This is a genomic window from Pseudomonas kitaguniensis (assembly GCF_049199985.1).
GTDB classification, from domain to species: domain Bacteria; phylum Pseudomonadota; class Gammaproteobacteria; order Pseudomonadales; family Pseudomonadaceae; genus Aquipseudomonas; species Aquipseudomonas kitaguniensis.
In genome coordinates this window covers 97,889-120,452 of record NZ_JBLZPT010000016.1, presented here as the reverse complement: position 1 = coordinate 120,452, position 22,564 = coordinate 97,889, and the positions used below count along the sequence as shown (strand labels likewise).

Here is a 22,564-nt window from a genome sequence, read left to right as displayed (position 1 = left end):
TTCAGTTCTTCCAAATATGTCCATGAACCCGACGGCGCAAGTACTCATCCCCTATGGCTAAAATTATCGGCATCATCGTCGTCATCGCAAGTGTGCTTGGTGGCTATGTTCTGTCCCACGGTAAAATTGCAGCGCTGATCCAGCCTTTCGAGGTGCTGATTATCGGCGGTGCCGCGTTTGGCGCATTCTTGCAGGCCAACCCCGGCTACATGACCATGCACGTGATCAAGAAGTCGCTGAGCATGTTCGGCTCGCGCTTCTCCCACACCTTCTATCTGGAGGTGTTGAGCCTGGTCTACGAGATCCTCAACAAAAGCCGCCGCGAAGGCATGATGGCCATTGAAGGCGACATCGAAGACGCCGCTGCCAGCCCGATTTTCACCAAGTACCCGGCAGTGCTCAAAGATGAGCGCATGACCGCCTACATCTGTGACTACCTGCGCATCATGTCGTCCGGCAACATGGCCCCGCACGAGCTGGAAGGCCTGTTCGACATGGAGTTGTTCAGCTTGAAGGAAGAGTTGGAGCATCCCTCGCATGCGGTGACCGGTGTTGCCGACGGCATGCCGGGTTTCGGTATTGTTGCGGCGGTACTCGGTATCGTGGTCACCATGGCCTCTTTGGGGGAGGGCGATCAGGCCGCAATCGGTATGCACGTGGGCGCGGCCCTGGTGGGTACGTTCTTCGGTATTCTCGCGGCCTATGGCTTCTTCGGCCCATTGGCCACGTCCCTGGCGCACGACGCCAAGGAAGAAATCAACCTGTATGAGTCGATCAAAGCCAGCCTGGTCGCCTCTGCGTCCGGCGTGCCGCCGTCGCTGGCGGTAGAATTTGGTCGCAAGGTTTTGTACCCCAAGCATCGCCCAAGCTTTGCCGAACTGGAACAAGCGGTTCGCGGTCGCTAAACCATGGAAAACAACCAGCCGATAATCATCAAGCGCGTCAAGCGCTTCGCTGCGGGGCACCATGGCGGTGCCTGGAAAATCGCCTTCGCCGACTTTGCCACGGCAATGATGGCGTTCTTCCTGGTGCTGTGGCTGATGTCTACCGCCACGCCTGAACAAAAGATCGCCATCGCCGGTTACTTCAAAGACCCGATTGGCTTCTCGGAAAGCGGCACGCCCTTTGTGATCGACTTGGGCGGCTCGCCGCAGTTGGCGCCTGAGCGCACCATCAACCCGGAGGTCAAGACCGACTCACCGCAGGAGAAAATCCCGGTCGAGCGCGACACCGTCGAGGCGATGGCCGAGCAAGTCGAGCAGGAACGCCTGGAGTTGCTGCTGAAGGAATTGCAGACCAAGGTTGAAGAAAATCCGCAGTTGCTGAAGTTCAAGGACCAGATTTCCTTCGAAATCACCCCGGAAGGCTTGCGCATTCAGATCACCGACGCCGCTAACCGGCCGATGTTCGACTCCGGCAGCGCGCGCCTGAAGCCGTACTTTGAAGACATCCTGCTGGCCATGGCCGACACCATCAAAGCGGTGCCCAACAAAATCAGCATCAGCGGCCACACCGACGCCAAGCCGTATGCCGGCCAGGGCGACTTCGGTAACTGGGAGCTCTCGGCCAACCGCGCCAACGCCGCCCGGCGTGCGCTGGTAGCGGGTAGCTATCCGGACCCGCAAGTAGCGCGCGTGGTCGGTTTTGCTTCTTCGCAGCTGTTTGATCCCAAAGAGCCGTTCAACCCGATCAACCGTCGCATCGATATTGTGGTGCTGACCAAAAAGGCCCAACGTGCGATCGAAGGCGATCAAAGCTCGGCCCCGCCTGCGCCCCAGGGCAGTGGTGCGCCAGGCGAAGTGCCAGTCGACCCGAACGCCATCCCGCCTGGCCAAGAGCCGCTGCCAGCCCACGAGCTGCGGCAGAAGCTGAACCTGTTTGATGATGGCGGCGTGAAAGACCCCACGGCGCCCGCGCCGAAACCGTAAGCCACCCATAAAAAGGCCGCGATCATCGCGGCCTTTTTATGGGTGGTTGTTATTAGTATCCGCGACGAACTCGATTTTTGAGCTGGCTGTGAAAAAGATCGGCGTTCTGCTTATAGACGCTGCGCGTGGATTCGTTGACCGAGTCCAACATCACTGAGCGCTTGGTCGTTGCCTCTTCGCGGTAGGCCTCGATAAAAAAATTAACGTCGTTCTCACTGGTTAGCTTAGGCCATTTATCCAAGTACAGAGGCAGTTCACTGGCGCCCGTCTTGAAAGAGCAAATTCGTCGATTACTGATCGTAGCCTCACCAATTTCAAACGGCACCCACCAGGATCGCGCGGTGTGTTCGGACACTACCGCCAGAAGATGAGTGCACTCGGTAATGCGTCGAGTGATGACGCTGGTAATATCGTCGGTGGTATGTGATTCAGCATCCAGTACATCAAGATAAGTCTTGATATTGGCCCGTGTTAACTGTGCATTAATGGCCATTGCTTGCGCACGGTCGGTGTGACGGTAGCTGATGAATACTGGCATCAGAAATGTCCTTTGATGGCGAGTTCGCGGTAGTAGGCGCCCAGGGCTGTGAGGCGGCAGCCGGTTGAATTGATAGCTGCGTAATACATATGCTCGGCGTCGACAGGCTCGATCAGGCTGTGGCGATTGCACTTTTGCAGTTGCGAGAAAATTTCTCCATTGTCAGGGTCAAACTCATCGCTGGTGGGTTCGTAGCTGGGATCAAGGGGGAATACGTGACTGGCGTCTGAGAACCAATCCTTGAGTTTGCGGAGCGTCTCTTCCGCTATCAGCGGGGCGACTTCACGTAATGGAACAAACTGCGAGACATTGGTCTTGAAAACGGGCCGCTGTTCCCAGGCTCCAAGTGCGTTATCGACGAACGAATAAACGCTGCCCGGCGTGACCTTGCCTAGAACGTTTGCTGCTCCGCCGTGCAGTGCCTGAAGTAACAGGCCGGTAAAGACGCCATGGTCGCCAGTTTCCAGCGCCGACTGCTGTTGCTTGCAAGCAGTGAGAATGGTAACGCCCTCACCGAGTACGCTAGTGCCGGCGCGCAGGCCTCGCATGGCACCGGCTGCACCTGCCTGGCAGCAGTCGAGAATGATAATTTTGTTTTTTATCCGTGAGGCTTCAGATGCCCAGTTCAAAATATCGCTGATACGAATGCCTTCGCCACCCGGTTCGAAATCTTGAGGGATTAATAGACCTTCATCGATACTTGTATCGAACTGACCATGCCCGGCAAAATAAAGAAGTGCAATCTCGCAGTCGTCTGAAAACAAACTTTTGATCTGCTGTTTCATTGTCGCAAGGGTGAGATTGCTTTCCGCAGAAGTCAGAACTTTGTTGCTGAAGTTCGGCCTGCCGCTCGCGTGGCGCTCCAATAGAGAGGCCATCGCGATCGCGTCATTATTGCAGCCTGAGAGGGCTGAGACATGGTGGTAGTTGTTGATGCCTATAAACAGTCCTTTACGCATGGTTTAGGCGTCCGTGTGCAGGCGAATGGCGCTGACAATACTAGTAGTGTTCCATGCACACTCCGCGGTGGCTGCTTCACGAACGACGGTAGAAATACGCTCAGCGCCAAACGGTTTGATTGCGATAATGATCTTGCCCATGCGCTGGGCTATTGCGATTTCCTTGTTGATCCACTTGCTGTAAGCGGAATACATCCCCGCCATAATCAACACTGCTGAACAGGGTCGAATCTTGTTTTCGATAGCGGCTTCAAGCTCCTTGTCCGTGCGTGCGCCGATGATAGGGTTGTGCGGGGGCACAGAAAAATTTTTAAAATTGAATGTCGGGTGAGCGGTCAGCAAGGTTATCAGTTTGTCGTGGGCGTCTGAGTAGTTCCAAGAGTGGCTGATAAATAGATGATAAGTTTGCATGGCGTTCCCTTTGCTAAGTCATTTCGCGCAGAACGTGTGCGGCATCGTTTGATGGCACCAAGAGTGCGAAATGTAAGGGAAGAAACGCCTAATAAAACCGTGACTAAAATAAAGAGAAGTTTCTTTCGTTAGTTGAGTTTTATGTCCTACGGAAAATTCTTGATAGGCAGGGTAATCGTCATGTAGGGCGAATGGCCATGCGCAGTCCCCCGGCACCAGGGCCGGGGCGACTATCGCAATGTTTAATAACTGCTCTCAGGCAAGCTCGCAATAATCGAGCGATAGCTGTTCATGCGCTGTTGCTGCACACGGCCATCTTCCAGCGCCTTGAGCAGCGCACAACCCGGCTCGCGGTCGTGTTTGCAGTCGCGGAAGCGGCAAGTGCCGATCAGGTCGTTGAACTCGATAAAGCCCGCTTCCACATCGCTGCGGCTGACATGGCCGAGGCCGAATTCACGAATGCCCGGGGAGTCGATCAGTTCACCGCCGCCTGGGAAGTGGAACAACCGCGCGGTGGTGGTGGTGTGGGTGCCCTGGCCGGACAGCTCCGACAGCGGGCCCACACGGGTGTCGACTTCCGGCAGCAGGCTGTTGACCAGCGATGACTTGCCCACGCCCGACTGGCCGACAAACACGCTGATGCGACCGTCCAACTGCTGTTGCAGTTGTTCCATGCCATTGCCGTGATGCGCCGACACTTCCAGCACCGGGTAACCCAACGTGCGGTACACCGCCAGCAACGCATTCAGCGCCGGGGCGTTCTGTTCGTCGATCAGGTCATATTTGTTCAGCAGCAGCAGCGGGCGAATGCCGGCGTGCTCGGCTGCGACCAGGTAGCGGTCGATCAGGTTGGCATGCGGCTCGGGCAGCGGTGCGAACACGATCACGATCATGTCGACGTTGGCCGCCACCGGCTTGAGCTGGCCACGGCTGTCGGGGCGGCGCAGTTCGGTGGTGCGCGGCAACTGGGCGACGATCACGCCGATACCCTGGTTGCCGGCACGCCACACCACTTTGTCGCCGGTGACCAGCGCAGGCAGGTTGGCGCGCAAGTGGCAACGCGAGACCGAGCCTGCCAGTTCGCCTTCCAGCGCCTCGACTTCGACCTGCACACCAAAGTGCGCGATTACCAGGCCGGTTTGTTCAGGGCCGAGGTCGCCGCCCTCGAGCGCTTCTACGGCGGAGGATTCACGTTTGGCGGCGCGCGCGGCGCGTTCACCTTGAATCTTTTCGATGCGCCAGTTTTGGCGACGATTGAGCTGGCGTTTGGCCATTGGTGTTCCGTGTCGATAATGCAAAGGTTAGGTAAAACGGTCGCGAGTCTAGCACGCCCCTGCCTGCTAAACTGCGCAGCTAAGCCAAGGTGCCAAGAGAATCAAGCCATGCAAAACCCACAGAACCTGATTTGGATCGATCTGGAAATGACCGGTCTGAACCCCGACACCGACGTCATCATCGAGATGGCCACGATTGTCACCGACAGCAACCTCAACACCTTGGCTGAAGGCCCGGTGATCGCCATTCACCACAGCGACGCCGTGCTCGCCACCATGGACGAGTGGAACACCCGCACCCACGGCAACTCCGGCCTGACCCAGCGCGTGCGCGACAGCCGCGTGAGCATGGCCGAAGCCGAAGCCCAAACCATCGCCTTTCTGGAACAGTGGGTGCCCAAGGGCAAGTCGCCGATCTGCGGCAACAGCATCTGCCAGGATCGCCGCTTCCTTTATACCCACATGAAAGCGCTGGAAAGTTACTTCCACTACCGCAACCTCGACGTGTCGACGCTTAAAGAGCTGGCCGCGCGCTGGGCGCCGGAAGTCAAAGACAGCTTCCATAAAGGCAGCACGCACCTGGCGCTGGACGATATTCGCGAATCCATCGCCGAGCTGCAGCATTACCGCAAGCACTTCATCAAGGCTTGAATCTGTGGCGCCTGGCCCGGCGCCATCGCGAGCAAGCTCAACGTGTTCACACATCTAAAGTGTGGGAGCGGGCTTGCTCGCGATGCGGGCGACGCGGTCTTTCGCCAAATGCGCCCTTTTGGTGCCATCAGCAAATGATTAGACTGCCGGCCTAATCGCAAGGATCGCCATCATGCTGCTGATGCTCTACCTCATCGCCATCACCGCCGAAGCCATGACCGGTGCGCTGTCTGCCGGGCGGCGCGGCATGGATTGGTTTGGTGTGGTGTTGATCGCCTGCGTGACGGCGTTGGGTGGCGGCTCGGTGCGCGATGTACTGCTCGGGCACTACCCGCTGACGTGGGTGAAACATCCGGAATACCTGGTGCTGACCTCTATCGCCGCACTCGTGACGATTTTTATCGCGCCGCTGATGCGCCATCTGCGTTCGCTGTTTCTGGCGTTGGATGCTGTGGGTTTGGTCGCCTTCACCCTGATCGGCTGCATGACTGCCCTGGAAATGGGCCACGGCATGCTGGTGGCGGTGGTCAGCGGGGTGATCACTGGCGTATTTGGCGGCATTTTGCGCGATATATTCTGTAACGACATTCCGCTGATCTTCCGCCGCGAGCTGTACGCCAGCGTCTCGTTCCTCGCCGCGTGGTTCTACATGCTCTGCCTTTACCTGGAGCTGCCGAGCGAGCAATCGATTCTGCTGACGCTGTTCAGCGGTTTTCTACTGCGCCTGCTGGCGATCCGGTTTCACTGGGAAATGCCCAAGTTCGTCTACAACGACGACGTGCACTAGCGCGCAGCGTGTTGGCGCAGCGCCCACTCCACGTGTTCGCGCACCAGCTCCGATGGGTATTCGCGGCGCGCTTTCAGGGCTTCCAGTACCGGAATGCTCGACGGCGCATTGCCCAGGCCCACTGCCAAATTGCGCAGCCAGCGTTCATAACCGGCGCGGCGCAGCGGCGAGCCTTCGGTATTGCCGAGAAACTTTTCTTCGTCCCACATAAATAATTCGGCCAGTTCGGCGTTGTCCAGGTTATGCCGTGGCTTGAAATCACTCTCTGTGGTTGCGCGCGCGAAACGATTCCACGGGCAAACGATCTGACAGTCATCGCAGCCGAACACGCGGTTGCCGATCAGTGGGCGCAAGTCCTCAGGTATTGCCGTCTTGAGTTCGATGGTCAGGTAGGAAATGCAGCGTCGGGCGTCCAGCACGTAAGGGCCGACGAAGGCATTGGTGGGGCAGATGTCCAGGCACGCGGTGCAGCGGCCGCAATGTTCGGTGGTGTGAGGTGGGTCTACCGGCAGCGGCAAATCAACAAACAGCTCGCTGAGGAAAAAATAACTGCCAGCTTTGCGATTGAGCACCAGGGTGTTTTTACCGATCCAGCCAAGGCCTGCTTGTTCGGCGATGGCTTTTTCCAGCACCGGCGCGCTGTCGACAAACGCGCGAAAGCCAAACGGCCCGATCTGCGCCTGAATGCGCTCGGCCAGTTGTTGCACGCGTTTGCGGATCAGCTTGTGGTAATCGCGGCCCAAGGCGTAGCGCGACACGTAGGCTTTTTCTGGCTTTGCCAGCAGTTGCGCCATTTGGGTGTCGCCTGGCAGATAATCCATGCGCAGCGAAACCACGCGCAACGTGCCGGGCACCAGTTCATCGGGGTGCGAGCGTTTGCTGCCATGCGCGCCCATGTATTCCATCTCGCCGTGGTAGCCCGCGTCGAGCCAGCGTTGCAGGTGTTGTTCATGCTCAGCCAGGTCCAGGCCGCTGATGCCGACTTGTTGAAAGCCCAGCTCGCGGCCCCAGTCTTTGATCGATTGGGCGAGGGCGGGCAGATCGTGGGTAATGGCAGGCATGAGACAAGGGAAACCGCAGGTTAGATAGGTATAATTCTGCCAGACATCGGAGCTTGAAGACGCATGCCGCAGACAAAACACGCAATATCCGACGTTCAGCCGCTGTTGCACGGCCATTTGCCGCAACTGGCTGCACGTTCCCCAGACGCCCATAAAGGCCAGTTCGGCCACTTGCTGGTCATTGGCGGCGACCGTGGCGTGGGCGGCGCTGCGCTGCTCAGTGCAGAAAGCGCCCTGCGCAGTGGCGCGGGCATGGTCTCGCTGGCGACCCGCCCGGAGCATGTGCCGGCCGCGCTGACGCGCTTGCCGGAAGTCATGAGTGTGGGTATCAGCTCAGCCAACCAGGTGATGGGCCTGCTCGAAAAAATCTCGGTCATCGTGATCGGCCCCGGCCTCGGGGCTGCTGCGTGGGGCAAAAGCCTGTTGTCCGTCGCCGCGAACGCCAAACTGCCGCAAGTGTGGGACGCAGACGCCTTGAACCAGTTGGCGACGGGCAGTTTCACCCTGCCAGCCAACTCGGTGATCACGCCGCACCCTGGCGAGGCGGCGCGCTTGCTCGGCATCACTACGGCCGAGGTTCAGGCCGATCGCCTGAAGGCTGCGCGCGCGTTGAGCCACAAATTCAACGCAGTGGCTATTCTCAAGGGTGCTGGCAGTTTGATTGCCAGCCCACTCGGGTCTGTTTCGCGGTGTGACCAAGGCCATCCGGCGATGGCCACTGCTGGGCTGGGTGATGTGTTGGCCGGTTTGGTCGGCGCGCTGTTGGCGCAGGGCATGCCGGCTTATGAAGCCAGCTGCCTGGCGGTGTGGTTGCACGCGACGGCGGGGGATCGCCAGGGCACCTTCGGTCGCGGCCTGGCCGCCAGCGACCTGATACCTGCCATTCGTCAATTGCTCGAGGAACAGTCGCCGTGTCTGAAGTAAGCCTTTTTTTGCCCGATGAAGACGCCATGGTCGCGTTCGGTCATCGTATCGCCCAAGTGACGGGCGGCGCGGGCCTGATCTTTCTTGAAGGTGACTTGGGCGCGGGCAAAACCACGCTGTCGCGCGGCATTATTCGCGGGTTGGGTCACACGGGCGCGGTAAAAAGCCCGACGTTCACCCTGGTCGAACCCTACGAGATAGGTGCAGTGCGCGCCTTCCACTTTGACCTTTATCGCCTGGTAGACCCGGAAGAGTTGGAGTACATGGGCATTCGTGATTACTTCGACGAAGATGCGTTGTGCCTGATCGAATGGCCAGATAAAGGCACAGGCTTTTTGCCAAAGCCGGACCTGACCATTACCATTACGCCGCATGCTCACGGACGTCAGCTGAAGTTGTTGCCCCAAAGCGCGCGCGGGCAGTCGTGGTGCGCCGCTTTGGCATTGGAATTTAAATAATTGGTGGGGTTAGGTATGCGCTTTCGCGCGATGGTTGCTGTCGTAGGGGTATTGCTTGCGGCAATGACTTTCAATGCTCTGGCTGCTTCACAGGTGAAAAGTGTTCGCCTGTGGCGAGCGCCGGATAACACGCGACTGGTGTTTGACCTGTCTGGCCCGGTCCAGCACAGCGTCTTTACCCTCACGGCGCCGGATCGCCTGGTGATCGACATCAATGGCGCGACCTTGGGCGCGCCGCTGAAAGTGTCCACCGCGAATACGCCGATTACCTCGATGCGCTCGGCCCAGCGTACGCCGACCGACCTGCGCGTGGTTATCGACCTGAAAAAGGCCGTAACCCCGAAAAGTTTTGTGTTGGCGCCGAACGCCCAATACGGTAACCGGCTGGTGGTCGACTTGTTCGACAACGCCGCCGATGCCGCGCCGCCGCCTGCGCCAACGCCAGCCGTTGCGACCGTACCGGCGGTGCCGGTCAACCCGTCGCAGCCGCAAGTCAAGTTGCCACCGCCGCCGCCTGCGCCTGCGGGCAAGCGCGACGTTATTGTGGTGATCGACGCCGGCCACGGCGGTGAAGACCCTGGCGCATCCGGTTCGCGCGGTCAGCATGAAAAAGACGTGGTATTGGCCATCGCCCGTGAACTGCAGCGTCAGGTCAATGGCATGAAGGGTTACCGCGCGGAGCTGACGCGTACCGGCGACTACTTTATTCCGCTGCGCGGCCGTACCGAAATCGCACGCAAAAAGGGCGCCGACCTGTTTGTGTCGATTCACGCTGACGCAGCACCTTCGGCCGCCGCCTTTGGCGCCTCGGTGTTCGCCCTGTCAGACCGTGGCGCCACCTCGGAGACGGCACGTTGGCTGGCCGACAGTGAAAACCGTTCCGACTTGATCGGCGGCACCGGCAACGTGTCCCTTGATGACAAAGACAAAATGCTCGCAGGCGTACTGCTCGATCTGTCGATGACCGCTTCGTTGACTTCCAGCCTGAACGTCGGCCAGAAGGTGCTGAGCAACATCGGTCGGGTCACGTCCTTGCACAAACAACGTGTGGAGCAGGCCGGGTTCATGGTGCTGAAGTCGCCGGACATCCCGTCGATCCTGGTGGAAACCGGGTTTATCTCCAATTCCAACGAAGCCTCGAAGCTTGCCAGCGCCAGCCATCAACAGGCCCTGGCGCGCTCGATCAGCGCGGGTATTCGGCAGTTCTTCCAGCAAAACCCGCCGCCGGGCAGCTATATCGCCTGGCTGCGCGACTCCGGGAAAATTGTTCAGGGGCCGCGTGATCATCGCGTGCAGCCCGGCGATACCTTGGCCATGCTGGCCGTGCGTTTCCAGGTGTCGCCGGCCACCTTGCGCAATGCCAATAACCTGAAAACCGACGAGTTGAAAGTGGGTCAGGTGCTGACCATCCCCGGCACAGAACTGGCGGCGCAGTAATGAGTGAATCAGTCCTCAACAGCGGCTCGCGCATCGAACTGCTCAGCCCGCGCCTGGCGAACCAGATTGCTGCGGGTGAGGTGGTTGAGCGCCCTGCATCGGTGATCAAGGAACTGCTGGAAAACAGTATCGACTCCGGCGCCAAGCGCATCGATGTCGACGTGGAGCAGGGCGGCGTCAAGCTGCTGCGGGTACGCGATGACGGCAGTGGCATCTCTTCCGATGACCTTCCGCTGGCCCTCGCGCGTCACGCTACCAGCAAAATTCGCGACCTCGAAGACTTGGAACGGGTCATGAGCCTGGGCTTTCGGGGTGAGGCGCTGGCCTCGATCAGCTCCGTGGCCCGCCTGACATTGACCTCACGTACGCGTGACGCCGAGCAGGCCTGGCAGGTTGAAACCGAAGGCCGCGATATGGCGCCACGCGTCCAGCCGGCGGCGCACCCGGTGGGCACCTCGGTTGAGGTGCGCGACCTGTTCTTCAACACCCCGGCGCGGCGCAAATTCCTCAAGGCCGAAAAAACCGAATTCGATCATCTGCAAGAAGTCATCAAACGTCTGGCCCTGGCGCGTTTTGACGTGGCGTTCCACTTGCGCCACAACGGTAAAACCATCCTCAGCCTGCACGAGGCCCATGACGATGCGGCCCGCGCGCGGCGTGTGTCGGCGATCTGCGGCGCGGGGTTTCTGGAGCAGGCGCTGCCGATTGAAATCGAGCGCAATGGCCTGCACCTGTGGGGTTGGGTGGGCTTGCCGACCTTCTCGCGTAGCCAGGCGGACCTGCAATATTTCTTTGTGAATGGCCGCGCGGTACGCGACAAGCTGGTCGCCCACGCGGTGCGCCAAGCGTATCGGGATGTGCTGTTCAACGGGCGGCACCCGACGTTTGTGCTGTTCTTTGAGGTTGACCCGTCGGTGGTCGACGTCAACGTGCACCCGACCAAGCACGAAGTGCGTTTCCGTGACGGGCGCATGGTGCACGACTTCCTCTATGGCACCCTGCACCGCGCCTTGGGCGATGTGCGCCCGGATGACCAGTTGTCTGCGCCTATCGTGACCGCAGTGGTACGCCCGACGGGGCCGGAGGCCGGCGAGTTCGGGCCTCAAGGCGAAATGAGCCTGGCGGCCAACTTGCTGCAATCGCAGCAGCCTCAGCCTGCGTACACGGCGCCTGGCTCGGGTTCCGGTGCGGGCTATCAGTACCAATACACACCGCGCCCGCAGTCGGCGGTGCCGGTGGCTGAGGCCCAAGCGGCCTATCGCGAATTTTTTGCACCGTTGCCGGGCGCCGAGTCAGGCGCTGGCGCTGTTGCTTTGCCTGAAGGCGGCGGGGATATTCCGCCGCTGGGTTATGCGCTGGCGCAGCTCAAGGGGATCTATATCCTCGCGGAAAACGCCCATGGCCTGGTGTTGGTGGACATGCACGCCGCCCACGAGCGGATCATGTACGAGCGCCTGAAGATCGCCATGGCCAGCGAAGGCCTCAGCGGCCAGCCGCTGCTGGTGCCGGAGTCCCTGGCTGTTAGCCAGCGTGAGGCCGATTGCGCCGAAGAACACCACAGCGTGTTCCAGAAGCTCGGCTTTGAATTACAACGACTCGGCCCGGAAACCCTGGCGATCCGCCAGATTCCCGCGCTGCTCAAGCAGGCCGAAGCCAACCGGCTGGTCGCCGACGTCCTGGCAGACCTGATGGAGTACGGCACCAGTGACCGCATTCAGGCACACATCAACGAACTGCTCGGCACCATGGCCTGCCACGGCGCCATTCGCGCCAACCGCCGCCTGGCCTTGCCGGAAATGAACGGCCTGCTGCGCGACATGGAAAACACCGAGCGCAGCGGGCAATGCAACCATGGCCGGCCGACGTGGACCCAAATGGGCCTGGACGATCTGGACAAACTGTTCTTGCGCGGCCGTTGATGAGCGCCTTGCCCCCCGCAATTTTCCTGATGGGCCCCACGGCTGCCGGCAAGACCGACCTCGCCATCGAGCTGAGCAAGGTGCTGCCGTGTGAACTGATCAGCGTCGACTCTGCCCTGGTTTACCGGGACATGGACATTGGCACGGCCAAGCCGTCAAAAGCGCTGCTGGCCGAGTACCCGCACAGGTTGATCGACATCATCGACCCGTCGCAAAGCTACTCGGCTGCCGATTTTCGTAGCGACGCGTTGGCCGCGATGGCCGAGATCACCGCGCGCGGTAATATTCCGCTGCTGGTCGGCGGCACAATGCTCTATTACAAGGCTTTGCAGGAGGGGCTGGCCGATATGCCACCCGCCGATGCGTGCGTGCGTGCCGAGCTTGAGGACGAGGCTGCACGCCTTGGCTGGCAAGCCCTGCACGACCAGTTGGCGGTGGTAGATCCGGTTTCCGCGGCGCGCATTCACCCCAATGACCCCCAGCGCCTTACGCGTGCGCTGGAAGTCTGGCGGGTCAGCGGGCAGACCATGACTGAACATCGGCTGAAACAAACTGCGCAAAGTGCTGAAGCAGGCGCTTCTGGTCAGTCACAATTACCCTATACTGTGGCGAATCTGGCCATCGCTCCGGCAAATCGCCAGGTGCTGCATGAACGAATTGCACAAAGATTCACAATTATGTTGGAACAGGGGTTCGTGGACGAGGTCGTAGCACTGCGTTCCAGAGGTGACCTGCATTCAGGGTTGCCTTCGATACGTGCTGTAGGCTACCGCCAAGTCTGGGATCATCTGGATGGCAAGCTGACGTCAACCGACATGCAGGAGCGCGGCATCATTGCCACGCGCCAATTGGCGAAACGCCAGTTCACCTGGTTGCGCAGCTGGAGCGATTTGCACTGGTTGGACAGCCTGGACAGCGACAATCTGTCACGCGCCTTGAAATACTTGGGCACGGTCTCCATATTGAGCTGAGTCCTTGCAATTGCCGTCTATCCTTGGGGGTGTGGCGGCCATAAGCTATCTATTTTCCGAATTTTATTATTGATCCTTAAAGGAGTGCGGCACATGTCAAAAGGGCATTCGCTACAAGACCCTTACTTGAATACTTTACGTAAAGAGAAAGTTGGGGTTTCCATCTATCTGGTCAACGGTATCAAGCTGCAAGGCACGATCGAGTCGTTCGACCAATTCGTGATTTTGCTGAAAAACACCGTCAGCCAGATGGTTTACAAGCACGCTATCTCGACAGTCGTTCCTGTTCGTCCAATTCGTCTGCCTAGCGCAGCGGATGGCGAGCAAGCTGACGCTGAGCCAAGTAACGCCTGATAGGAGTCTCCTTTGTTCTTTGAGCGCCACGGTGGTGGTGAGCGAGTAATCCTCGTTCACTTGGATGGACAGGACCCTGAGGCGCGCGAAGATCCGCAGGAGTTTCAGGAGTTGGCAAATTCGGCCGGCGCCGAGACCGTTGCGTTTTTTAACGTACCGCGTCATCGGCCAACCGCCAAATTCCTGATTGGCAGCGGCAAGGTCGAGGAACTGCGCGACCTGGTGCATGCCGAAAAGGCCGATCTGGTGATCTTCAATCACATCCTCACGCCCAGTCAGGAACGTAACCTCGAACGAGTGTTCGAGTGCCGCGTGATCGACCGCACGGGTCTGATTCTCGATATTTTCGCCCAACGCGCCCGTACCCATGAAGGCAAGCTCCAGGTTGAACTGGCCCAGCTTGACCACATGAGCACGCGGCTGGTGCGTGGCTGGACTCACCTTGAGCGTCAAGGTGGTGGTATCGGCATGCGTGGCCCGGGTGAAACCCAGTTGGAAACCGACCGGCGCTTGCTGCGGGTTCGCCTGCGACAGATCAAGGGCCGCCTCGAAAAAGTGCGCAGCCAGCGCGAGCAATCGCGACGCGGGCGTATGCGTGCCGATATTCCTACGGTTTCCCTGGTGGGCTATACCAACGCCGGCAAATCGACACTGTTCAACAACGTGACCCAATCCGACGTTTACGCGGCCGACCAACTCTTCGCCACCCTCGACCCGACCTTGCGCCGTCTCGAACTGGATGACTTGGGGCCGATCGTGTTGGCCGACACCGTGGGCTTCATTCGTCACTTGCCGCACAAGCTGGTCGAGGCATTCAGGTCTACGCTCGAAGAGTCGAGCAACTCCGACCTGCTGCTGCACGTGATCGATGCGGCTGAGCCGGATCGCATGTTGCAGATCGAACAGGTAATGGTGGTGCTGGGCGAGATTGGCGCCCAGGACTTGCCGATCCTTGAGGTCTATAACAAACTCGATTTGCTTGAGGGCGTTGAGCCGCAAATTCAGCGCGACGAAGATGGCAAGCCCCAGCGGGTTTGGGTGTCGGCGCGCGATGGCGCTGGCCTGGATTTGCTCCAGCAAGCGATTGCCGAGTTGCTCGGGGGCGATTTGTTTGTCGGCACCTTGCGCTTGCCTCAGTGTTTTGCTCGACTGCGTGCACAGTTTTTCGAGCTGGGCGCGGTACAGAAAGAAGAACACGACGAAGAAGGTGTCAGCTTGCTGGCCGTTCGATTGCCGCGCGCAGAGCTGAATCGGCTGGTTAGCCGTGAAGGCGAGGTGCCGACGGAGTTTATCGAACAACACACTTTGCAATAAAAGCCTCCGAAAGCGGTTGTGCCGCAGTAGCAGGCATTCTGTAGCATTGGTCGGCGCGCCGTGGGTGCGTCTTTGCTTTATCAGATGGAGAGCGCTATGGCTTGGAATGAGCCGGGTGGCAACTCGAATAATCAGGATCCTTGGGGTGGTAAACGCCGCAATAATGGCGACCGCAAGGGGCCACCAGATCTCGACGAGGCCTTCCGAAAGCTGCAGGAAAGCCTGAATGGGTTGTTCGGTGGCGGTAAAAAACGCGGTGGTGACGACGGTGGTCGCACCAGTAAGGGCGGCGGCTATGGCCTGCTGGGCTTGGGCCTTGTCGTGCTCGCGGCCGTGTGGCTGTACAGCGCCGTTTACGTGGTCGACGAGCAGGAGCAAGCCGTGGTGCTGCGCTTCGGCAAGTACTACGAGACCGTCGGCCCGGGCCTGAACATCTATTTCCCGCCGATCGACAAAAAGTACATGGAGAACGTCACGCGTGAGCGTGCCTACACCAAGCAGGGCCAGATGCTGACCGAAGACGAGAACATCGTCGAAGTGCCGCTGACCGTGCAGTACAAGATCACCAACCTGCAGGACTTCGTGCTGAACGTTGACCAGCCGGAAATCAGCCTGCAACACGCAACCGAAAGCGCCCTGCGCCATGTGGTGGGTTCCACCGCCATGGACCAGGTGCTGACCGAAGGCCGTGAATTGATGGCCAGCGAGATCAAGGAGCGCCTGCAACGGTTCCTCGACACCTATCGCACCGGTATCACCGTCACCCAGGTGAACGTACAGAGCGCAGCGGCACCGCGCGAAGTGCAGGAAGCCTTTGATGACGTGATTCGCGCCCGTGAAGACGAGCAGCGCTCGCGCAACCAGGCTGAAACCTACGCCAACGGCGTGGTGCCGGAAGCCCGTGGTCAGGCCCAGCGCATCCTTGAAGATGCCAACGGTTACCGCGACGAAGTGGTTTCGCGCGCCAAGGGTGAAGCGGACCGCTTCACCAAGCTGGTTGCCGAGTACCGCAAGGCCCCGGAAGTCACGCGTGAGCGTCTGTACCTCGACACCATGCAGGAAGTTTTCAGCAACACCAGCAAGGTGCTCGTGACCGGCAGCAAAGGTGGGCAGAACAACCTGCTGTACCTGCCGCTGGACAAGATGATCGAAGGCGGTCGTAGCAGCACCAGCGCACCGTCCAACGGTTCGACCGCTGCTGCCAATGAAGCCAGCGCCCGTGCTGCCGCTGACTTGCTGCAACAGCAAACACGTACCAGGGAGAGTCGTTGATGAACAATAAATCGCTGACCGCCCTGATTGTAGGGGTTGTCGTGGTCATCGCTGCCTGGAACTGCTTCTACATCGTGTCTCAAACCGAGCGCGCGGTGTTGCTGCAATTCGGTCGTGTGGTGCAGGCGGATGTCCAGCCTGGCTTGCATGTGAAAGTCCCCTACGTGAACCAGGTGCGCAAGTTTGACGGCCGCCTGATGACCCTGGATGCACCGACACAGCGCTTCCTGACCCTGGAAAAGAAAGCGGTAATGGTTGATGCCTACGCCAAGTGGCGCGTCAAGGATGCCGAGCGTTTCTACACTGCGACATCCGGCCTCAAGCAAATTGCCGACGAGCGTTTGTCGCGCCGTCTGGAATCGGGCCTGCGTGACCAGTTTGGTAAGCGCACCCTGCACGAGGTGGTCTCGGGTGAACGTGATGCGTTGATGGCTGACATCACGCGTTCGTTGAACGGCATGGCCGAAAAAGAACTGGGTATCGAAGTTGTCGATGTCCGGGTCAAGGCCATCGACCTGCCCAAGGAAGTTAACCGCAGCGTGTTCGAACGTATGAGCACAGAGCGTGAGCGTGAAGCCCGTGAGCATCGCGCCAAAGGTAACGAACTGGCTGAAGGTATCCGTGCGGATGCCGATCGTCAGCGCCGTGTACTGCTGGCCGAAGCTTATCGCGAGTCTGAAGAGGCCCGCGGTGATGGTGATGCTCAGGCCGCGTCGATCTACTCCAAGGCTTATGGCCAGGACCAGGAGTTCTACGCGTTCTACCGCAGCCTGCGTGCTTACCGTGAAAGCTTTGCGAACAAAACCGACGTCATGGTGCTGGACCCGAGCAGCGATTTCTTCCGCTACCTGGAAAAGTCCAAGTAAAAGCCCAGTGATTCTGTAGGCTCACTCCCGCCTGGCGGCTAAAACGTCTGGCGGGGTGATCCTTTCAGAAAACGGGTGTATGATGCGGCAGCCGGGAAATTCCCGGCTTTTTTGCGTCTGCATGTTTGATTGTTGTGGGCTGCGCAGACGCCACAGTTTTTTCGAGGAAAGTGCCCGACGAGGCCGCAAGCAGGCCATTCGTCACGTCGTTCTTGCGCGTTGTTTATGCGGGGGCCGGGTATTTTCTGCTTCACTCAGGGCTCGGCCGAGGGTTGGCTGCCCGGATCATAGGGGAATGGCGTAATGGCAACGGTAGACCGCTGGCTGCTGCCAGATGGCATCGAAGAAGTACTGCCACCGGAAGCGGCGCGCATTGAAGTAGCGCGTCGGCAGGTGTTGGATCTGTTCCAGAGCTGGGGTTACGAGTTTGTCGTGACCCCGCATATCGAGTACCTGGAATCGCTGCTGACCGGCGCAGGCCAGGACCTGGATCTGCGCACCTTCAAGGTCATCGACCCGCAATCGGGCCGGCAAATGGGTTTTCGTGCCGACATCACGCCGCAAGTGGCGCGCATCGATGCGCACACCCTGCGCCGCGAAGGCCCGAGCCGCCTGTGCTACGCCGGTAGTGTGCTGCATGCTCAGCCGCGTGCCTTGTCGTCTTCCCGTAGCCCGATCCAGTTGGGCGCCGAGCTGTACGGTGATGCCAGCCCGAGCAGCGACGTTGAAGTGATCAGCCTGATGCTGGCCATGCTGCAACTGGCCGACGTGCCGGATGTACACATGGACCTCGGCCACGTCGGTATTTACCGTGGCTTGGCGCGTGCCGCCGGGTTGTCCGGTGAAGTGGAACAACACTTGTTCGATGCCCTGCAACGCAAGGCTATCGATGAAGTGATCGCCCTCACCGAGGGGGTGCCGGCTGACCTCGCCGGCATGCTGCGCGCACTGGTTGACCTGTGTGGCGGTCGTGAAGTGCTGGTGGCTGCGCGTGAGCGCCTGGCCAACGCACCGGCGCCCGTGTTGGCGGCGCTGGACGACGTGCTGGCGATTGCCGAGCGGTTGTCGGCGCGCTTCCCGCAGTTGCCGCTGTATTTTGACCTGGGCGAGCTGCGCGGCTATCACTACCACACCGGTGTGGTGTTCGCCGTGTTTGTGCCGGGTGTTGGCCAGGCCATTGCGCAGGGCGGTCGTTACGACGACATCGGCGCCGACTTTGGTCGTGCGCGGCCGGCGACTGGCTTTTCTACCGATTTGAAAACCCTGGTGACCCTGGGGCGTGCTGAGGTCGAGCTGCCGTCTGGTGGCATCTGGATGCCCGACAGTACGGACGCAGCACTCTGGCAGCAGGTTTGCCAGTTGCGCAGTGAGGGTCAGCGTGTTGTTCAGGCCTTGCCTGGGCAGCCATTGGGCGCCGCCCGTGAAGCGGACTGCGACCGGCAATTGATTCTGCAGAACGGGCTTTGGCAAGTATCGCCACTGGCTTCTTGAGTTTTCCTGCCGGCCATCGCCGGCACCAAGTTTGCGCGAATGAGGACAAGTGTTATGGGTAAGAATGTCGTAGTCCTGGGCACCCAATGGGGTGATGAGGGCAAAGGCAAGATCGTTGATCTGCTGACCGAACATGCTGCCGCCGTAGTGCGCTACCAAGGTGGCCACAACGCTGGCCACACGCTGGTCATCGATGGCGAAAAAACCGTTTTGCACCTGATCCCGTCGGGCGTCCTGCGCGAAGGCGTGCAGTGCCTGATCGGCAACGGCGTGGTGGTTGCGCCGGACGCCCTGCTGCGTGAGATCACCAAGCTGGAAGAGAAAGGCGTACCGGTGCGCGAGCGCCTGCGTATCAGCCCGTCTTGCCCGCTGATCCTGTCCTATCACGTGGCGCTGGACCAGGCCCGTGAAAAAGCGCGTGGCGAGCTGAAGATCGGTACGACCGGTCGCGGCATCGGCCCGGCCTATGAAGACAAGGTTGCACGCCGTGGCCTGCGTGTTGGCGACCTGCTCAACATGCCGCGCTTTGCCGACAAGCTGCGTGAACTGGTGGATTACCACAACTTCATGCTGGTGGGTTACTACAAAGAGCCGGCCATCGACTACGACAAGACCTTGGCCGAGTGCAAAGAATACGCCGAGCTGCTCAAGCCGCTGATGCTGGACGTGACTGCCGAGCTGCACGACCTGCGTCGCGCCGGCAAAGACATCATGTTCGAAGGCGCCCAGGGTTCGTTGCTCGACATCGACCACGGCACCTACCCGTACGTGACCAGCTCTAACACCACCGCTGGCGGCGTTGCTACCGGCTCCGGTGTTGGCCCGATGTTCCTGGATTACATCCTGGGCATCACCAAGGCTTACACCACGCGTGTGGGTTCGGGTCCGTTCCCGACTGAACTGTTCGACGACGTCGGTGCGCACCTTGCCAAACAAGGTCACGAGTTCGGCGCCACCACCGGCCGTGCACGTCGTTGCGGCTGGTTCGATGCGGTTATCCTGCGTCGCGCTATCGATGTGAACAGCATCTCGGGCATCTGCCTGACCAAGCTGGATGTACTCGACGGCCTGGAAGCCATCAATATCTGTGTCGGCTACAAAGACGCAGAAGGTAACGACGTAGCGCCGACTGATGCAGACAGCTATCTGGGTCTGCAGCCGGTGTACGAAGAAGTACCGGGCTGGACCGAGTCGACCGTGGGCGCGAAAACCCTGGAAGAGCTGCCGGCCAACGCCCGCGCTTACATCAAGCGTGTTGAGGCGCTGATTGGTGCACCGATCGACATTATTTCGACTGGCCCGGACCGCAACGAGACCATCGTTCTGCGTCACCCGTTTGGCTAACAAGCTGTTGATGTAAAAAGCAAAGGGCTCCTTCGGGAGCCCTTTGTCGTTTGCGCGGTTTAAACGGCACGACCCTTGCTGTGGTTATCTCTTTCGCGGTGCTATCAAATTAATGGCACCCGTGGTGGAGGGATTCCCAGTGTCTGCCGTTCTTTCGTTGTTACAAAGCCGGCTGTTGCGGCCGGTGTTCGTTACCCTAGGTATCGCTCTTTTGGTGCAAGTGCTGGTCGCCGTCGCTCTTGCGCGGAGCACGGTGACTGCGCTGGAAGCTGATTTGGGCACTCGCTTGGGCATCGACAGCCAGAAACTCTCGGGCGAGTTGGCCCAAGCCGGCAAGGAAGTGACCTCAAGCCTGGACAGCTTGTCTTCCAGCACCCGCCAGCGTCTCACCACCGGTTTGTCTTCACGCTTGCAGGACGAGCAGAAGCAATTGCGTGCCACCCTGGAAAAAGACCTGAAAGATTCCGCTAATGATATGGCGCTACTGCTTGCCTCGGTGGCGCCGCGCGCCATGTGGGACAACGATGTGCCAACCTTGTCGGAGTTTGCCCGGCGGGCCCAGCGCAACCCTAACGTGTTGTTCGTGGTGTATGACGACGCCGCCGGGGAACACCTGACGCGTTACCTTAACCGCGACAACCCGATCAACTTGGCACTGTTGGAAAAAGGTCAGGGCGAGCGCGCGTTGGACAAAGTCTTGAGTGCCGCCAAGACCGATCCTGCGGTGTACTACGTCGAGTCGCCGATCAGCCCTAATGGCGTGGAAATCGGCAAAGTCATCATGGGCGTCTCAACGGCGTCGGTAGAGACCGACCTGGCGGCGCTGGACAAGCGGTTTGCCGCACTGATCGCCAGCAGTGACCAACTGGTGGGCGACAGCCTCAAGGGTGCGGCGGCGGACAGCGCAGCGGCAATGGGCGCTCGCTTGCAGTCGGCGCAAGCCACCGCCACTCAGATGACCGCCAACACCACCAGCACCGTACAGGACGCCGCCGGCACGCTGCGCTGGCGTATCGGCATGGGGCTCGCGCTGGTGGGCTTCGGCGTGCTGTTGCTGATCGCCATCGTATTGGGGCGCCGCGTGGTCAACCGCTTGAAGTTGTTGATTGCGGCCATGGATGACTTGGCGGCGGGTGAGGGCGACCTCACCAAGCGCGTGCAGATCAGCAGCAAGGATGAGATTGGCGACATGGCCTCTGCGGTCAATCGTTTTGTCGATAAGTTACAGCCCATTGTGCGCGAGGCGGGCGATGTGGCCCAGCGCACCGGCGTCGAAATCGGCGCCATGACCTTGCGCAATGCCGGCGCCGATGCGGCGGCCGGTTTGCAGCGTGACGAGGTGGCCGAGAGCTTGCGCGCATTGTCGCAAATGGCCGATGAGGCGCAGGCCGAAAGCCACGCCATGCAGGCGGCGTTGCGCCAAGTGGTGGATATTCGCCAGGCCACCGATGAAAACTCGCGCACCTCGGCAGAAGTCGGCAGTTTGATCGAGGCCTTGGCAGGGCAGGTGCAGGCCGGCTCGCAGGTTATTGAGCGGCTGGCGCAGCAAAGTCAGCAGATCGAAGTGGTGCTGACGGTGATTCACGGCATCGCCGAGCAGACCAACCTGTTGGCGCTCAATGCGGCCATCGAAGCTGCGCGTGCCGGCGAAACCGGGCGTGGCTTTGCGGTGGTGGCGGACGAGGTGCGTGCGCTGGCGAGCAAAACTCAAAGCTCCACGGGTGACATTCAGGCGCATATCGTGGCGTTGCAACAAGGCGCGCGTGAGGCGGTGGAAACCATCGGCAAGGCTGGCCGTCAGGCCAACGAAGGTTTGCTGGTGCTGCGTGACAGCGTGCGCTTGCAGCAGACGGTGCAGGCTTCGGTGGAGCAGGTGCACGCCGCGATTGGCTTGGCGACGCGCGCGGCTGAGCATCAGGCGCAGGGTGCGCACGCGGTGCGTGGTCGGGTGGAGGTGATTCATGCGCAGGCTGAGCGAGCAGCGCAAGCGGTGGTGGAAACCACGGCCAGCGGCAAAGTGCTGGATGGCTTGGCGGCGCAGTTGAAGGCGAGCCTGGGGCAGTTCCGCGCCTAGTGTTGTTGTGTTCTGGGGGAGATTTTCAAACCCCATACATGAAAAAACCCGCTTTCGCGGGTTTGATCTGAATGTGGTGCCCAGGAGAAGACTCGAACTTCCACGACCTTGCGATCACCAGCACCTGAAGCTGGCGTGTCTACCAATTTCACCACCTGGGCATTATCAGCAACGCTTGCGCTGTTGATGGGGCGAACTATACGGAGGGCTTTTTGATCTGTAAACCCCTGATTCAAAAATATAAATCAAGATTATTGTTAAAAATCAAAGGTCTGAACGAAAAAACCCGCTTTCGCGGGTTTGATCTGAATGTGGTGCCCAGGAGAAGACTCGAACTTCCACGACCTTGCGATCACCAGCACCTGAAGCTGGCGTGTCTACCAATTTCACCACCTGGGCAGCATCAACAACGTTGCCGTCGTCGATGGCGCGCACTATACGCAGCGCAGTTTTCGCTGTAAACCCCTGCTATGAAAAAAGCCTGGAAAATTCCGCCAATGGTCGTGCATGCTGTTTTCCGGGGGTAGTAAA

General features: G+C 59.7%; 21 protein-coding genes and 2 tRNA genes. 16 read left to right on the top strand and 7 right to left on the bottom strand.

Annotated elements, in window-relative coordinates:
* The first annotated feature begins 53 nt into the window (after window positions 1-53).
* Complete coding sequence (gene motA, locus ACOZK9_RS19395) at window positions 54-905, top strand: flagellar motor stator protein MotA (protein WP_058411353.1); 852 nt, start codon at window positions 54-56, stop codon at window positions 903-905.
* Window positions 906-908: 3 nt separating this feature from the next.
* Window positions 909-1,928, top strand: a complete 1,020-nt coding sequence (motB, locus tag ACOZK9_RS19390) for a flagellar motor protein MotB (RefSeq protein WP_058411352.1) — start codon at window positions 909-911, stop codon at window positions 1,926-1,928.
* Window positions 1,929-1,980: 52 nt separating this feature from the next.
* Here the strand turns inward: motB and ACOZK9_RS19385 are convergent, their stop codons facing one another.
* The 4 genes from ACOZK9_RS19385 to rsgA all read right to left on the bottom strand — a co-directional run bounded on the left by ACOZK9_RS19385 (window position 1,981) and on the right by rsgA (window position 5,110).
* A complete protein-coding gene (locus ACOZK9_RS19385; protein ID WP_421556361.1) occupies window positions 1,981-2,466 on the bottom strand; it encodes a toll/interleukin-1 receptor domain-containing protein in 486 nt (161 codons plus the stop codon).
* The gene (locus ACOZK9_RS19380; RefSeq protein ID WP_122250454.1) at window positions 2,466-3,425 is read right to left on the bottom strand and encodes a caspase family protein; all 960 of its coding nucleotides are present in this window, start codon (window positions 3,423-3,425) and stop codon (window positions 2,466-2,468) included. The genes ACOZK9_RS19385 and ACOZK9_RS19380 overlap by 1 nt, the downstream gene beginning before the upstream one ends.
* Before the next feature lie 3 nt (window positions 3,426-3,428).
* Window positions 3,429-3,836 carry a TIR domain-containing protein gene (locus ACOZK9_RS19375; RefSeq protein ID WP_058411349.1) on the bottom strand — a complete coding sequence of 136 codons (408 nt, stop codon included), beginning with the start codon at window positions 3,834-3,836 and terminating at the stop codon, window positions 3,429-3,431.
* Between the two features lie 242 nt (window positions 3,837-4,078).
* Window positions 4,079-5,110, bottom strand: a complete 1,032-nt coding sequence (gene rsgA, locus ACOZK9_RS19370) for a small ribosomal subunit biogenesis GTPase RsgA (RefSeq protein ID WP_058411348.1) — start codon at window positions 5,108-5,110, stop codon at window positions 4,079-4,081.
* A 108-nt stretch (window positions 5,111-5,218) separates the two neighbouring features.
* On the opposite strand from rsgA, the gene orn reads away from it, so the two are divergent.
* Window positions 5,219-5,761 (top strand): oligoribonuclease, encoded by a 543-nt coding sequence (orn, locus tag ACOZK9_RS19365; protein WP_058411347.1) that lies wholly within the window; start codon window positions 5,219-5,221, stop codon window positions 5,759-5,761.
* A 169-nt stretch (window positions 5,762-5,930) separates the two neighbouring features.
* Window positions 5,931-6,548 carry a TRIC cation channel family protein gene (locus ACOZK9_RS19360; protein ID WP_172979926.1) on the top strand — a complete coding sequence of 206 codons (618 nt, stop codon included), beginning with the start codon at window positions 5,931-5,933 and terminating at the stop codon, window positions 6,546-6,548.
* Here ACOZK9_RS19360 and queG read toward each other — a convergent pair.
* The gene (gene queG, locus ACOZK9_RS19355; protein WP_058411345.1) at window positions 6,545-7,609 is read right to left on the bottom strand and encodes a tRNA epoxyqueuosine(34) reductase QueG; all 1,065 of its coding nucleotides are present in this window, start codon (window positions 7,607-7,609) and stop codon (window positions 6,545-6,547) included. The genes ACOZK9_RS19360 and queG overlap by 4 nt on opposite strands.
* 63 nt (window positions 7,610-7,672) lie before the next feature.
* On the opposite strand from queG, the gene ACOZK9_RS19350 reads away from it, so the two are divergent.
* The 12 genes from ACOZK9_RS19350 (at window position 7,673) to ACOZK9_RS19295 (ending at window position 22,033) form a co-directional block, all read left to right on the top strand.
* Window positions 7,673-8,533 carry an NAD(P)H-hydrate dehydratase gene (locus ACOZK9_RS19350; protein WP_421556360.1) on the top strand — a complete coding sequence of 287 codons (861 nt, stop codon included), beginning with the start codon at window positions 7,673-7,675 and terminating at the stop codon, window positions 8,531-8,533.
* The gene (tsaE, locus tag ACOZK9_RS19345) at window positions 8,521-8,991 is read left to right on the top strand and encodes a tRNA (adenosine(37)-N6)-threonylcarbamoyltransferase complex ATPase subunit type 1 TsaE (protein ID WP_058411343.1); all 471 of its coding nucleotides are present in this window, start codon (window positions 8,521-8,523) and stop codon (window positions 8,989-8,991) included. The genes ACOZK9_RS19350 and tsaE overlap by 13 nt, the downstream gene beginning before the upstream one ends.
* Window positions 8,992-9,006: 15 nt before the next feature.
* The gene (locus ACOZK9_RS19340) at window positions 9,007-10,428 is read left to right on the top strand and encodes an N-acetylmuramoyl-L-alanine amidase (protein WP_058411342.1); all 1,422 of its coding nucleotides are present in this window, start codon (window positions 9,007-9,009) and stop codon (window positions 10,426-10,428) included.
* On the top strand, window positions 10,428-12,347 hold the full coding sequence (mutL, locus tag ACOZK9_RS19335; RefSeq protein WP_152747465.1) for a DNA mismatch repair endonuclease MutL: 1,920 nt from the start codon (window positions 10,428-10,430) through the stop codon (window positions 12,345-12,347). The genes ACOZK9_RS19340 and mutL overlap by 1 nt, the downstream gene beginning before the upstream one ends.
* Complete coding sequence (gene miaA, locus ACOZK9_RS19330; RefSeq protein ID WP_058411340.1) at window positions 12,347-13,318, top strand: tRNA (adenosine(37)-N6)-dimethylallyltransferase MiaA; 972 nt, start codon at window positions 12,347-12,349, stop codon at window positions 13,316-13,318. Before mutL ends, miaA begins: the two co-directional genes overlap by 1 nt.
* 93 nt (window positions 13,319-13,411) lie before the next feature.
* Window positions 13,412-13,672 (top strand): RNA chaperone Hfq, encoded by a 261-nt coding sequence (gene hfq / locus ACOZK9_RS19325; RefSeq protein WP_058411339.1) that lies wholly within the window; start codon window positions 13,412-13,414, stop codon window positions 13,670-13,672.
* A 12-nt stretch (window positions 13,673-13,684) separates the two neighbouring features.
* Window positions 13,685-14,986 carry a ribosome rescue GTPase HflX gene (hflX, locus tag ACOZK9_RS19320; RefSeq protein ID WP_421556359.1) on the top strand — a complete coding sequence of 434 codons (1,302 nt, stop codon included), beginning with the start codon at window positions 13,685-13,687 and terminating at the stop codon, window positions 14,984-14,986.
* A gap of 96 nt (window positions 14,987-15,082) precedes the next feature.
* Window positions 15,083-16,258, top strand: a complete 1,176-nt coding sequence (gene hflK, locus ACOZK9_RS19315; RefSeq protein WP_099236902.1) for an FtsH protease activity modulator HflK — start codon at window positions 15,083-15,085, stop codon at window positions 16,256-16,258.
* The gene (gene hflC / locus ACOZK9_RS19310; protein ID WP_058411336.1) at window positions 16,258-17,124 is read left to right on the top strand and encodes a protease modulator HflC; all 867 of its coding nucleotides are present in this window, start codon (window positions 16,258-16,260) and stop codon (window positions 17,122-17,124) included. Before hflK ends, hflC begins: the two co-directional genes overlap by 1 nt.
* 303 nt (window positions 17,125-17,427) lie before the next feature.
* Window positions 17,428-18,615: an ATP phosphoribosyltransferase regulatory subunit gene (locus ACOZK9_RS19305; protein ID WP_058411335.1), complete on the top strand. Its 1,188-nt coding sequence runs from the start codon at window positions 17,428-17,430 to the stop codon at window positions 18,613-18,615.
* A 54-nt stretch (window positions 18,616-18,669) separates the two neighbouring features.
* Window positions 18,670-19,959, top strand: coding sequence for an adenylosuccinate synthase (locus ACOZK9_RS19300; RefSeq protein WP_058411334.1), 1,290 nt, complete (start codon window positions 18,670-18,672; stop codon window positions 19,957-19,959).
* A gap of 139 nt (window positions 19,960-20,098) precedes the next feature.
* A complete protein-coding gene (locus ACOZK9_RS19295) occupies window positions 20,099-22,033 on the top strand; it encodes a methyl-accepting chemotaxis protein (RefSeq protein WP_172979924.1) in 1,935 nt (644 codons plus the stop codon).
* A gap of 74 nt (window positions 22,034-22,107) precedes the next feature.
* On the opposite strand, the gene ACOZK9_RS19290 is transcribed toward ACOZK9_RS19295, so the two are convergent.
* Window positions 22,108-22,194, bottom strand: a tRNA-Leu gene (locus ACOZK9_RS19290).
* Window positions 22,195-22,345: 151 nt separating this feature from the next.
* Window positions 22,346-22,432 (bottom strand) — tRNA-Leu (locus ACOZK9_RS19285).
* Between the last annotated feature and the right edge of the window lie 132 nt (window positions 22,433-22,564).

Excerpts from the sequence above, each read along its gene's own strand:
- hflK (WP_099236902.1), top strand. The coding sequence starts at position 15,083 with ATGGCTTGGAATGAGCCGGGTGGCAACTCGAATAATCAGGATCCTTGG.
- hfq (WP_058411339.1), top strand. The coding sequence starts at position 13,412 with ATGTCAAAAGGGCATTCGCTACAAGACCCTTACTTGAATACTTTACGT.
- queG (WP_058411345.1), bottom strand. The coding sequence starts at position 7,609 with ATGCCTGCCATTACCCACGATCTGCCCGCCCTCGCCCAATCGATCAAA.
- mutL (WP_152747465.1), top strand. The coding sequence starts at position 10,428 with ATGAGTGAATCAGTCCTCAACAGCGGCTCGCGCATCGAACTGCTCAGC.
- rsgA (WP_058411348.1), bottom strand. The coding sequence starts at position 5,110 with ATGGCCAAACGCCAGCTCAATCGTCGCCAAAACTGGCGCATCGAAAAG.
- motB (WP_058411352.1), top strand. The coding sequence starts at position 909 with ATGGAAAACAACCAGCCGATAATCATCAAGCGCGTCAAGCGCTTCGCT.
- motA (WP_058411353.1), top strand. The coding sequence starts at position 54 with ATGGCTAAAATTATCGGCATCATCGTCGTCATCGCAAGTGTGCTTGGT.
- ACOZK9_RS19300 (WP_058411334.1), top strand. The coding sequence starts at position 18,670 with ATGGGTAAGAATGTCGTAGTCCTGGGCACCCAATGGGGTGATGAGGGC.
- orn (WP_058411347.1), top strand. The coding sequence starts at position 5,219 with ATGCAAAACCCACAGAACCTGATTTGGATCGATCTGGAAATGACCGGT.
- hflC (WP_058411336.1), top strand. The coding sequence starts at position 16,258 with ATGAACAATAAATCGCTGACCGCCCTGATTGTAGGGGTTGTCGTGGTC.
- ACOZK9_RS19385 (WP_421556361.1), bottom strand. The coding sequence starts at position 2,466 with ATGCCAGTATTCATCAGCTACCGTCACACCGACCGTGCGCAAGCAATG.
- ACOZK9_RS19380 (WP_122250454.1), bottom strand. The coding sequence starts at position 3,425 with ATGCGTAAAGGACTGTTTATAGGCATCAACAACTACCACCATGTCTCA.
- ACOZK9_RS19305 (WP_058411335.1), top strand. The coding sequence starts at position 17,428 with ATGGCAACGGTAGACCGCTGGCTGCTGCCAGATGGCATCGAAGAAGTA.
- ACOZK9_RS19340 (WP_058411342.1), top strand. The coding sequence starts at position 9,007 with ATGCGCTTTCGCGCGATGGTTGCTGTCGTAGGGGTATTGCTTGCGGCA.
- miaA (WP_058411340.1), top strand. The coding sequence starts at position 12,347 with ATGAGCGCCTTGCCCCCCGCAATTTTCCTGATGGGCCCCACGGCTGCC.
- ACOZK9_RS19375 (WP_058411349.1), bottom strand. The coding sequence starts at position 3,836 with ATGCAAACTTATCATCTATTTATCAGCCACTCTTGGAACTACTCAGAC.
- ACOZK9_RS19350 (WP_421556360.1), top strand. The coding sequence starts at position 7,673 with ATGCCGCAGACAAAACACGCAATATCCGACGTTCAGCCGCTGTTGCAC.